Origin of the sequence: Hyalangium sp. (assembly GCF_035629615.1) — a bacterium.
Classification (GTDB): Bacteria; Myxococcota; Myxococcia; order Myxococcales; family Myxococcaceae; genus Hyalangium.
Genome location: NZ_DASPHO010000862.1, coordinates 1 through 8,148 on the forward strand (window position 1 = coordinate 1; position 8,148 = coordinate 8,148).

Annotated in this window: 6 protein-coding genes; 2 read left to right on the top strand and 4 right to left on the bottom strand. The window is 68.2% G+C overall.

Annotated elements, in window-relative coordinates; genetic code table 11:
• Nucleotides 1-215, top strand: a 215-nt coding sequence (locus VD972_RS43235) for a hypothetical protein (RefSeq protein WP_324995589.1), incomplete at its 5' end; no start/stop codon positions are given.
• A gap of 117 nt (nucleotides 216-332) precedes the next feature.
• Nucleotides 333-1,205 carry a serine protease gene (locus VD972_RS43240; protein ID WP_324995591.1) on the top strand — a complete coding sequence of 291 codons (873 nt, stop codon included), beginning with the start codon at nucleotides 333-335 and terminating at the stop codon, nucleotides 1,203-1,205.
• 533 nt (nucleotides 1,206-1,738) lie between these two features.
• On the opposite strand, the gene VD972_RS43245 is transcribed toward VD972_RS43240, so the two are convergent.
• The 4 genes from VD972_RS43245 to VD972_RS43260 form a co-directional block, all read right to left on the bottom strand.
• Complete coding sequence (locus VD972_RS43245) at nucleotides 1,739-3,166, bottom strand: sigma-54 dependent transcriptional regulator (RefSeq protein WP_324995593.1); 1,428 nt, start codon at nucleotides 3,164-3,166, stop codon at nucleotides 1,739-1,741.
• On the bottom strand, nucleotides 3,159-5,480 hold the full coding sequence (locus tag VD972_RS43250; RefSeq protein WP_324995595.1) for a HAMP domain-containing sensor histidine kinase: 2,322 nt from the start codon (nucleotides 5,478-5,480) through the stop codon (nucleotides 3,159-3,161). Before VD972_RS43250 ends, VD972_RS43245 begins: the two co-directional genes overlap by 8 nt.
• A 4-nt stretch (nucleotides 5,481-5,484) precedes the next feature.
• Complete coding sequence (locus tag VD972_RS43255; RefSeq protein WP_324995597.1) at nucleotides 5,485-7,353, bottom strand: S8/S53 family peptidase; 1,869 nt, start codon at nucleotides 7,351-7,353, stop codon at nucleotides 5,485-5,487.
• Nucleotides 7,284-8,148, bottom strand: an 865-nt coding sequence (locus tag VD972_RS43260; RefSeq protein WP_324995599.1) for a hypothetical protein, incomplete at its 5' end; no start/stop codon positions are given. The genes VD972_RS43260 and VD972_RS43255, both read right to left, overlap by 70 nt.

Below are 8,148 nucleotides of genomic sequence, written 5' to 3' on the forward strand. Positions count from 1 at the left end.
GGCTGAGGGATCACTACTTCGAGGAGCGCAAGCGGGTACTGCGCAAGAACAAGGAGAATGTCCTCAAGTACCTGTCCGAGGAGCGAGGCACGCTCACTCCGCGCGAGCAGACGCAGGTGGAGAGCACGCTCAAGGCGATGGCGGACAAGTACGGGTATTGCGAGCACTGCGCCAAGGACGCGATCCTGTTCCTGATGAAGAAGCGGTACGGCTGAGAGCAGGCGGGCAGGGGAGGGCTCGGGGGGCGCGGTGCTTTCGCATCACAGCAGAGCGAGGGAAGATCCACCCCTCATGGTTGTAAGGAGTCCTGTACCCCCTCTCCCGGAGCGTTGATGAACCGGTTTGTCCTCGGGGCCCCGGCCCTGTTTGCAGTCCTGTCGTGCGCCAGCGCGGCTCCGTCGCCTTCTCCCGCCGCGGTGGTGGAGGCTCCGGTCGTCTCGGTGCCCGTGGAGCGCGCGGTGGCGACGGTGGCGGCGAGGCCTTCGCGCAAACAGGTGGTCCGGGGGATCCTGCCGAGCACAGTGCGCATGGTGGTGACGGAGGGCGGCAAGTCGCGGCGCACGGCCTCGGGCGTGGTGATCGGCACCGAGCGCACGGCGCAGGGCGTGGCGAGCTACGTGATCACGAACGCGCACGCGGTGGACATGGATGACCTGAAGAATCCGCGGATGGTCATCACCCAGGAGCGGCAGGCCGAGCTGTCGGAGTACCCGGCGGAGGTGGCGGCGACGGGGCAGGTGCCGGAGATGGACCTGGCGCTGCTGCGGGTGCCGGGGGTGGAGCTGACGCCGGCGGAGCTGGCGGGGGACATGGAGCTGGAGCTGGGCGAGGACGTGGTGGTGGCGGCGTGTCCGTTCGGCAAGTCGACTTCGCTGTCGGGCGGGATGCTGTCCCAGGTGGAGTGGGATCGGGAGAGCAAGGGCCCGAAGATGGTGAAGACGGACGCGCCGATTGGGTATGGGGCGTCGGGCGGTGGCATCTTCAGCCTGGAGACGGGCAAGCTGCTGGCGATCGTGGAGGGCTACCGGACGGCGAAGGTGGGCTTCGCGGTGGCGGACAAGGACTACAGCTTCGACGTGCCGATGCCGGGCGAGACGTTCGCCGCGCCGAGCTCGAAGGTGCGCAAGTTCCTCGAGTCCAAGGGCTTCGGCCGGCTGCTGGAGCGGACTTCGGAGGGCGGCGTCGGGCAGACCGCCCAGCGGTAGGAACTGCCCGGGCCCTGCCCCCCATCCCCCCCGACAGAGGGCAGGACCCGGAGTGCCCCTCGCTCAAGAGGGCACATGCCTTAGCTGTGGCAGAGGGCACACGTCAGCAATTCATGGGCCAGTTCACGGCCGATCTTCTCTTCGGAGGGAAGCCGCGATTCGAGGTCTTCCTCGGGAAGGACGAATCTGGCCGATCGAGCGCTGACTCGGGTCAGAAGCGTCCAACCGGGACATCGAGCACAGCTGGGGCACTCCTCCGAGGGGTTGGGCATGAACCTGTATGACAAGGAGCCTGTCGAATTAGCGGAACGGGGCAGGGGTGGGGGTATGGCACGCGTATCCCCGGCAGACGGGAGCCAAGGGGTGGTGCGCCTAGAAGAAGAGGAGAGTGGACACGCGGACGACGAGCAGCCCCCCAGAGTGGGAGTGCCAGCGCATAGCGTGTCCGCTCCTGCCGGGAAAGCTGGGACGGGTTTAGAAATGAGCCTGGGCTATTCACGAAGTGGGGCAGATCCCGGCCAGCCCCTTTCTGCTCACTCCTCTGGATCCTCGCCGCTGTCCGGGTTGCGGATCTTCTTGAGGAGGCGCTCGACGGACTTGCGGTGCAGTCCCAGCTTGCCGGCCGCCTTCGTGATGTTCCCGTCGGACTGTCTCATGGCTTCCTCCACGAGGGCCTTTGTGATGGCGAAGACCTTGTCCTCCGTGGGGAGCGCGAGGAGCTTCTGGGCGATCAGCCCTAGGAGCTCATCCCCCGACTCTTCTTCCTCCTCCCGCGGCAGGAGCGCCTCGAGGGTCGCCGCGTCGATGAGCTCGGTGTCCGCGAAGATGGCCAGCCGCTCGAGCGCGTTCTTCAGCTCGCGCACGTTCCCAGGCCAGGGACGGCGGCGGAGCAGCTCGATCGCCTCCTGAGTGAAATGGAGCGGCCGTGTGTACTGCTTGACGAAGTGCTGGACGAGCGCGGGGATGTCATCCGGATGCTCCGACAGCGGCGGCACGTGGAGGATGAGCACATTAAGCCGGTAGTAGAGGTCCGCGCGGAAGCGCTTCTCCCGGACACGATCCTTCAGGTCCACGTGGGTGGCCGCGATGATGCGCCCTTTGAACTGCTGCACCTTGCCTGGAGCGCCCACGGGGTGGAAGGTCCTATCCTCCAGCACGCGGAGGAGCTTGGCCTGAAGGCCGAGGTCCAACTCAGCCACCTCGTCCAGGAACACGGTCCCTTTCCCCACCTCCACGAGGCACCCCGGCTTGTCTCGATCGGCGCCTGTAAAGGCGCCTCGCACATGGCCGAAGAGCTCGCTCTCCATCAGGTTCTCCACCAGATTGCTGCAGTTGAGATTGATGATGGGGGCAGAGGCGTGAGGACCACAGCGGTGCAGGGCCTGGGCTACGCCCTCCTTCCCTGAGCCCGTCGGCCCTTGGATCAGGACGGCCGCGGGGGTCGCGCTCACCGCCACTGCGGCCTTCTTGATCAGCGCCCGCAGGTTCTGCATGGGCACGGAAGTCCCAATGAGCCCCAGGGTGGGGTCGGGCAGATCCCGCGTGCGGAAGTCGATCACCTCCTCTTTCAGCGACAGCTCCTCGCGCAGCTTCTGGAGGATGAGGGGGGCTCGCTGCTCGAACTCCGTCTTGAGCACATAGTCCTTAGCCCCCAGCTTCACGGCCTCGAGGACCTCCAGGTGGTGCTTGTGGCCGCTCACCACGATAGAGGCCGTCTGGTACCGGCCATGGATCTCCCCAATGAGCGTGAGGCCATCCCGGTTGCGGATGTCCTGGGAGAGCTGGAGATCGATGAAGGCGACATCAATGAGCACTTCCTCGAGCACCTGCCGGGCCTCTCCCAGCTCACTGGCGCGGTGCAGCTCGATGTTCCCGAGGGACTCCAGCACCCCGGCGAAGTGCCGGAGCGAGACTCGCTCATCATCGACGATCAGGATTCTCAGGAACCGCTGCTCATTCATGTGCGGAGGTGCTCGGGTCGAGAGGGAGGGTGAGGCGGAAGCAGGTGCGATCCTCTTCCCGCAGGAAGGTGATCTCCCATTGAAAGCTGCGCGCGATGCGGTGGACCACCGTCAGCCCGATACCATACCCCTCGGGCTTCGTACTGACGCGGCGAGTGAAGAGGACGCTGGCGACCTCCTCGGGGATACCCGGCCCCGTGTCCCAGATGTCGAGACACGGCCCCGCGGGACCTTCGTGGTAGCGGACGCCAATCGCTCCTCCTTCCGGGGTGCTCTGGGCCGCGTTCCGCAGGAGGTTGCTGAAGAGCTGGATCAGGGAGTCGGTCTCGGCGTTCACCCTCAGCTCCGGAGGGAGATCCACCGAGACGGACAGCTTCTTCTCCTGGATCGGCTCGCGCAGCAGGAGGAGGGCCCGGAGGATGGGCTCGAGGAGCTGAAGCTCCCCGAGCCGAGGTGGGGGGAGATCGAGCCTGCGGAGGGAGTCGATCAGCCGATCCATCCGCGACACCTCCATGCGAGCGAAAGAGAGATCCTCTCCATCGAATGCAGGGCCACCGGCGCTTCGCCGGAGGAGATCCCGGAGGAAGTTCAGCGGGTAGACCATCTCGTGGCAGAGCTCCATGCTAAGCGCGCCGAGGGCCAGCCGTTTCTCATCCCGGGCGGCGCCTACCTCCAGGCGCCGGAGGGACTCGAGCTCTTGGACGGCCGCGGCATTGTGGAGGGCGAGGGCCCCCAGGCTGGCGAGGGTCTCCAACAGGTGCAGATCCTCCTGGGTGTAGAGCGCCGCCCCATGGAGGGGGGAGACACGCAGGACGGCCCGAAGCTCTCCCCGCGAGCGCATCGGGACCAGCAGGTGCTGCTCCCGGGGGCGCGGCTCCATCCAGACGTTCTCCCCCCGCGCGAGCCGCTCGCGCGCGTCCGATGAGAGCTCGGGGAGTTCCTCGAGGGATAGGGGAGCGAGGATCTGGGCTGAACGGGTCGGAAAGGCCTGGTCCACCGCTTGCTCCACGGCCCGCTGGATCGCAGGGGGATCGCGCAGAGAGGCCAACTGCTCCTTCAGGAGGCTGACCGTGCCGCGGAACGCCAGTGTCGAAGGAAAGAAGAGGCGCACCTGGAGGCGGCGGGCCAGCAGCATCACGAGGATGAAGATCGCGGAGCCCAGCAGGAGGAGCAGCAGCGGGATGGCCCAGGCGCCCTGGATGGCCAGGTAGAGCAGGTAGGTTCCCAGCACGGCCAGGAGGAGGGCTCCGAGCACAAACGGGACTCGCAACATCCTCGGGGTGAGCACGAGCTGGGACTCCAGGATGTTGTTGCGGACCAGGGCATACCCGATGGAGAGCGGGAAGATGAGAACGACGAAGGGCAGCACCAGGTGCATGAGGTCCCGGTTGGTCGTCATCCTGAGGATGTGAACGATCGAGATCAGCAGCGGTGTCGTGACGAGTCCCCAGGCCGCGGTGATCAGGTCTCTGCGATCCAGTCCTGTGCTGAACCGCAGCCGCAGGAGGACCGCGAGGGCCAGGATCGCGATGCCAGGGCCCATGAGCCAGTCGATGGCGCGGCGGATGGGCAGGGAGTTCCAGCCGATGAGGGGCGCCACCCCGAGCCCCAGCGCGGCTGCGGCTGCCAGCAGCGTGAGGGCACCGAGGACCCTGCGAAGCGCCACGGCCCCCCGCCGGGGGGACTTTGGGAAGGCGTAGGCGAGCCAGAGCGCTCCGAGCAGGATGCCCACCGTCGAGATCGAGAAGATCGGGAACAGCCACACCTGTGTGTGGTGGTCGTAGAAGGAGATCAGGAAGAGGAAGGTCGCCACCGACCAGAGGACGTAGGCGCGCCTCGCCGCGGGGCGGGTGCAGAGGGTGAAGACCAGGGCCCCAGACCAGAGCACCACCCACCCCGCCAGCGCATAGGTGACGAAGAAGAACAGCAGCTCCTCCGCGCCGAAGCTGTCGAGCGGGGCCTTGACCTCGTAGGGTCCGTTCAAGCCCTCGAACCTCAAGAAGACGGGTTCTTCTGAGGGCTGGTCGCGCAGGAGCGCGTACATTCTATCCAGGGCTCGAGGGGGCGCCCCTGTCGGCAGCGGCTCTCCATTTACGCTCAGCAGCTGGTCGAGCCCCTGGGGGAGCGGCTCGGGGGCCTTCCATGAGGGCAGCTCGACGATCGAGTAGATGCCGTAGGCGTCCATGACGCGCGAGGGGAACTTCATCCCCCGTGTGGAGAGGGCGCTCGCGGCGGCCACACCCGTCAGCGCGAGCGCCAGGGCTCCGAGGGCGAAGACGAGGCGCCCTCGAGGGCGATGGACGGGCGGGTTCATCTGTCTAGTCCGGCGTAGAGAGGGAGAAGGGGAGCGCCTCGGTGAGGAAGCGGGCCACGGACTGGGAGGGAGAAGTCGCGAGCAGGCGTATCATCTCGTGAAGCCATCTTGAGAGCTCTTTGGCGGGAGCCTCCGCGGGGAGATGGTCGAGCAGCCCGCTCAACACCTCAAGCACGTGGAGGCATCGGTCGCTCAATGCGCCCGAGTCCGTCCCGTCGTCTGGCCGTTGATCGGGGGCGTACAGGCGGAGCGCCCGGAGGTGGCGCGCGAGCCAGAAGATCGCATCCTGCAAGGCGGGGGCGCTCAGCACCACCGGGATCAGGTATCCGCGCAGTGCGAGATAGCGGAGGATCAGGTCACTGCGCGAGGCCCCTCTCCGCAGGAAGGACTCCCAACCTCGTGCCGCCTCCCTCTCCAGCTCGGTGGCAGTGGGGGCGGGTGGAGCGGACCCGGAGTGGCGAGTGGCCAGCAGGGCGTAGCAGACTGGATCGGCCGCAGCCAGGCAGGCGCCCAGGGTGTCGACCCTTCCGTGGCCCAGCTTGAAGTTATGCCCGGCGCGATCCCATGCGTTGAAGTGGCCGGCCTCCAGGCCTGGTGCCGCGGCGTCCTCCTCCGTGGGGAGCTGCACGGCGGTGGAGCGCAGCAGCTGGCGCAGCTCGATGAGGCTCAGCCCCGGGTGGGTGGCCAGCATCCGGGCCACCGTGCCAGCGACCAGCGCCGCGGCCAGGCTCGAGTCGTCCGCGGCCCCCACGGAGGGGAACGTGACGAGCTCTCCCGGCGCGCAGAGCTCGACGGAGGGGCCGATGCGCCCGAGCGGATGGCGGTGGACCCGGTACCAGCCTCCCGTGAGACCGCAGGCCGCGACCGGGATGACCCAGGGCTGGGCGTTGAAGTCATCGCTGGCCAGGGCCGTGCTGTCCCCATGGAGATCGCGGTTCTGATCAATGCGGCCAGTGCAGCACACGATGACCGCACCCTTGCCTCCGCGCCCGCTCCGGGCACAGCCGCGCAGGATGGCCCGGAGGTGGGACGGCGTTCCCCAGCAGGCGTGGGCCATGGCCACCAGGACGATGTCAGCGCCCCAGCCCTCCACCGCCCGTGCCAGGGCCGCCGCCAGATCCGTGGCATGCACATGGGAGGCGTGCGCGAAGGGGATCTCGAACAGCCCCACTCGCACGTCCGGCGCCACCGCCTCGACGGCGGCGGCCATCACCACCCCGTGCCCCGCCATCCCCTGGCGAGGCTCGGGCACCTGCTGGCTCCGTGGAAACTGGAGCCACTGCCCCACGGGGCTCATGTGGAGCGAGGCCTCCTCCACTCCCCGCAGAGCCCCCCAGCCGCCGCAGTCCGTGTCGATGACGGCCACTCGCACCGGCGCGCGGGGGTGCCCGTCCCAGCCGCACGCGGGGCGGTTGGGCAAGGCCAGTCCCAGGGAGCGCAGCAGTGTCTCCACGGTGATCCGTGGCCGTGGCTCGCCCAGCTCGGGCTGCTCGGTGGTGGCAGGCGGCGGCGGCGCATTCCCGCCGGGAAGGGGCAGGTATCGCTGGCTCGCCCAGACACGGCTGTCCACCCCGATGTACCCCAGCCCGCGAGCGGGATGGCCCCTGCGCTGGGCCACCAGCGGCTGGATGAAGTACGCGGGAAGAGCGCCTTCGTCCACCGAGGGCGAGACATACAGCCGCTGCTCGCCGACGGAGGGGAAGGGGACCCAGCTCGCGGGCACGGGCAGGGGGCGGCCGTCCGCCCCGGGCTGAGGCGAGACGATCGAGAAGTCCAGGTAGGACAGATCGTCTGCCGAGGGCGTTACATCGAGCTGGCGAAGGAGGTGGTAGCCGCGGTGCTGCCGCGGGTACGCCTGGCCACGGAGAGACATACGGCCTCCAAGGAGGATGCGATGACCATGCCCGCGAGGTTGTCCCCGGGGCGGACGTGCCGCTTGCGGAGCTGATCCAGCTCCTCGGAGCGGAGGGTGAGCCACTGCGCGAATTGCTCGAAGCCGCCCTGAGAGGCAGCGGACATGGCCGCTCGGGTCAGCATGGCGCCGGCGGTGAAGAAGGCTGCTGGGGGAAAGCCCAGCATGGCGGGGAAGCTGGTGCCGCGGACGGCTTCGTCCTCGGCGCCGTCCTCGGCATCGTCGACGACCTGCAGGGCCATGGCGAGCAGGTTGAAGGCGCTCCGGAAGCGCCCGAGCCGGTGCGCTTCCACCCGGTGGCGGAGCAGACACTCGCTGGCGGTGCTGGCCCAGCCGAGCTTCAGCAGGATGCTGTGGCCATAGCGCCTGAGGCCCATGGCCTGCCGGGCCAGCGCGGCCCGCTCCAGGTTCGCTCCGCAGCGCAGCGCCCGTGCGCCATGATCGACGGCCCCCACCGCATGCGCGCGCTCACCGTCTGCCTCGGTGAGGCTCTGCCGCCAGGACGACAGGAAGTGAGCTGCCAGGCGCTCCCGCTCGGGAGTGGTAGCCGCCTGCTGGTCCGCCATCCGATCCACCAACACGCTGTAGAAGCAGGCGCAGTGGTGGGCCCGGCGGAAGGCATCGAGTGTGCGTTCGTCACACGGGCGTTCTCCTGGCTGGGCGAAGAGGGGCAGATCCAGGCTGGGAGCGAGCCGGAAGACGTCGGCCCAGCCTGCATCCGAGGTGCGTGCCAGGCCCAGCTCGAACAGCAGCGTG

Coding starts and splice junctions, on each gene's coding strand:
- VD972_RS43240 (WP_324995591.1), top strand. CDS start 333: ATGAACCGGTTTGTCCTCGGGGCCCCGGCCCTGTTTGCAGTCCTGTCG.
- VD972_RS43245 (WP_324995593.1), bottom strand. CDS start 3,166: ATGAATGAGCAGCGGTTCCTGAGAATCCTGATCGTCGATGATGAGCGA.
- VD972_RS43250 (WP_324995595.1), bottom strand. CDS start 5,480: ATGAACCCGCCCGTCCATCGCCCTCGAGGGCGCCTCGTCTTCGCCCTC.
- VD972_RS43255 (WP_324995597.1), bottom strand. CDS start 7,353: ATGTCTCTCCGTGGCCAGGCGTACCCGCGGCAGCACCGCGGCTACCAC.